We start from the raw sequence: 3,487 nt of genomic DNA, 5'->3' as shown, positions 1-3,487 counted from the left end.
GGTGGTGGTGGTTAACGCACAATGGCCACCCGTTGGGGTGGCCATTGTGTGTGTTGCTACGTTGAGTCCGGCGGTGTCCTACTCTCCCACAGGGTCCCCCCTGCAGTACCATCGGCGCTGAGAGTCTTAGCTTCCGGGTTCGGAATGTGACCGGGCGTTTCCCTCTCGCTATAGCCGCCGAAACATCTTTCGATGAATCGAATCTATATTTTTTAGTTATAGAGCCCCTCAGTGTTTATGAGTCACCGTGGGGCGTTGTTCTCGACCGTACATCGAGAACCACATAGTGGACGCTTGCAGCTTATTCAAACTGGTGTGTTATCAAATTATTGGCTTATTAGTACCGGTCAGCTCCGAGGGTCTTTAGTCCCCTCTTCCACATCCGGCCTATCAACGCAGTAGTCTAGCTGCGAGCCTCTCCCCCGAAGGGATGGAAATCTCATCTCGAAGCCGGCTTCCCGCTTAGATGCTTTCAGCGGTTATCCGTTCCGAACGTAGCTAATCAGCGGTGCTCCTGGCGGAACAACTGACACACCAGAGGTTCGTCCATCCCGGTCCTCTCGTACTAGGGATAGATCTTCTCAAATTTCCTGCGCGCGCAGCGGATAGGGACCGAACTGTCTCACGACGTTCTAAACCCAGCTCGCGTACCGCTTTAATGGGCGAACAGCCCAACCCTTGGGACCTACTCCAGCCCCAGGATGCGACGAGCCGACATCGAGGTGCCAAACCATGCCGTCGATATGGACTCTTGGGCAAGATCAGCCTGTTATCCCCGAGGTACCTTTTATCCGTTGAGCGACAGCGCTTCCACAAGCCACTGCCGGATCACTAGTCCCGACTTTCGTCCCTGCTCGACTTGTCAGTCTCACAGTCAAGCTCCCTTGTGCACTTACACTCGACACCTGATTGCCAACCAGGTTGAGGGAACCTTTGGGCGCCTCCGTTACTTTTTAGGAGGCAACCGCCCCAGTTAAACTACCCACCAGGCACTGTCCCTGAACCGGATCACGGTTCGAAGTTAGATATCCAATATGACCAGAGTGGTATTTCAACGTTGACTCCACCTGAACTAGCGTCCAAGCTTCACAGTCTCCCACCTATCCTACACAAGCCACACCGAACACCAATACCAAGCTGTAGTAAAGGTCACGGGGTCTTTCCGTCCTGCTGCGCGTAACGAGCATCTTTACTCGTAATGCAATTTCGCCGAGTTCGCGGTTGAGACAGCTGGGAAGTCGTTACGCCATTCGTGCAGGTCGGAACTTACCCGACAAGGAATTTCGCTACCTTAGGATGGTTATAGTTACCACCGCCGTTTACTGGGGCTTAAATTCTCAGCTTCGCCTTGCGGCTAACCGTTCCTCTTAACCTTCCAGCACCGGGCAGGCGTCAGTCCGTATACATCGTCTTGCGACTTGGCACGGACCTGTGTTTTTAGTAAACAGTCGCTTCCCACTGGTCTCTGCGGCCTTCGAACGCTCCAGAAGTAAATCCCTTCACGCCTCAGGCCCCCCTTCTCCCGAAGTTACGGGGGCATTTTGCCGAGTTCCTTAACCACGATTCTCTCGATCTCCTTAGTATTCTCTACCTGATCACCTGAGTCGGTTTGGGGTACGGGTGACTAAAACCTCGCGTCGATGCTTTTCTTGGCAGCATAGGATCACTGATTTCGTCCGTGAGGACTACCCATCGGGTCTCAACCTTCATGAGAGACGGATTTGCCTATCTCTCGGCCTACATCCTTAGACCGGGACAACCATCGCCCGGCTCAGCTACCTTCCTGCGTCACACCTGTTAATACGCTAACCGCACCAGCATAGGGTCGCACGCTAGGCCCCACGCTTCACCCCGAAGGGATCCATCTAGAGGATTCAGATGCTTAGCATTACTGGATTAGTTTGGGCGGTTTTTCGCCAGTACGGGAATATAAACCCGTTGTCCATCGACTACGCCTGTCGGCCTCGCCTTAGGTCCCGACTTACCCAGGGCGGATTAGCCTGGCCCTGGAAACCTTGATCTTTCGGAGGACGGGTTTCTCACCCGTCTTTCGCTACTCATGCCTGCATTCTCACTCGTGTAGCCTCCACGGCTGGTTTACACCGCCGCTTCGCTGGCCACACGACGCTCTCCTACCCATCAACACGGCTGAACCAACACCACAAGGGTGCGGCTTACCAAAAATATCAATGCCACAACTTCGGTGGCGTGCTTGAGCCCCGTTACATTGTCGGCGCGGAATCACTTGACCAGTGAGCTATTACGCACTCTTTCAAGGGTGGCTGCTTCTAAGCCAACCTCCTGGTTGTCTGTGCAACTCCACATCCTTTCCCACTTAGCACGCGCTTTGGGACCTTAGTTGGTGGTCTGGGTTGTTTCCCTCTCGACGATGAAGCTTATCCCCCACCGTCTCACTGCTGCGCTCTCACTTACCGGCATTCGGAGTTTGGCTGACGTCAGTAAGCTTTTAGGCCCCATCGGCCATCCAGTAGCTCTACCTCCGGCAAGAAACACGCAACGCTGCACCTAAATGCATTTCGGAGAGAACCAGCTATCACGAAGTTTGATTGGCCTTTCACCCCTATCCACAGCTCATCCCCTCCATTTTCAACTGAAGTGGGTTCGGTCCTCCACGACGTCTTACCGTCGCTTCAACCTGGCCATGGATAGATCACTTCGCTTCGGGTCTAGGACATGCGACTGAATCGCCCTATTCAGACTCGCTTTCGCTACGCATTCCCCTCTCGGGTTAAGCTCGCCACATATCACTAACTCGCAGGCTCATTCTTCAAAAGGCACGCTGTCACCAGAAATCCGCACCACGAATGGCACAGCCTGGCTCCAACGGTTTGTAAGCAAACGGTTTCAGGTACTATTTCACTCCCCTCCCGGGGTACTTTTCACCTTTCCCTCACGGTACTTGTTCACTATCGGTCATGTAGGAGTATTTAGGCTTATCAGGTGGTCCTGACGGATTCACACGGGATTTCTCGGGCCCCGTGCTACTTGGGATACTCTTCGGGCGATTGCTGCATTTCGACTACGGGGTTCGCACCCTCTATGACCAGGCTTTCAATCCTGTTCGTCTATACAACGCTCTAACCCTCACTGTTCGGCAGAATCAGCAGAAAAGTCCCGCAACCCCGACCATGCAACGCCTGCCGGCTATCACACATGATCGGTTTAGCCTCATCCGGTTTCGCTCGCCACTACTAACGGAATCACTATTGTTTTCTCTTCCTGTGGGTACTGAGATGTTTCACTTCCCCACGTTCCCTCTACCCGCCCTATATATTCAGGCGGGAGTCACCAGGTCACCCAAAGGGCCTGGCGGGGTTTCCCCATTCGGAAATCCTCGGATCACAGTTCGTTTATCAACTCCCCGAGGCTTATCGCAGATTACTACGTCCTTCTTCGGCTCTACATGCCAAGGCATTCACCGTTTGCTCTTAGAAATTTGAAATCACATGAGTTTGAATCGATTAAG

General features: G+C 53.4%; 2 rRNA genes. Both read right to left on the bottom strand.

What is annotated here, in order from left to right:
• Positions 1 to 65: 65 nt before the first annotated feature.
• Positions 66 to 182, bottom strand: a 5S ribosomal RNA gene (gene rrf / locus E3O28_RS12900).
• A 135-nt stretch (positions 183 to 317) separates the two neighbouring features.
• Positions 318 to 3,463: ribosomal RNA gene (locus E3O28_RS12895) — 23S ribosomal RNA — on the bottom strand.
• Positions 3,464 to 3,487 lie beyond the last annotated feature (24 nt).

Source organism: Cryobacterium sp. TMT2-14, from assembly GCF_004402465.1.
GTDB classification, from domain to species: domain Bacteria; phylum Actinomycetota; class Actinomycetes; order Actinomycetales; family Microbacteriaceae; genus Cryobacterium; species Cryobacterium sandaracinum.
The sequence above is the reverse complement of the archived record's forward strand: the minus strand, read 5'-3'. Positions and strand labels throughout refer to the sequence as shown.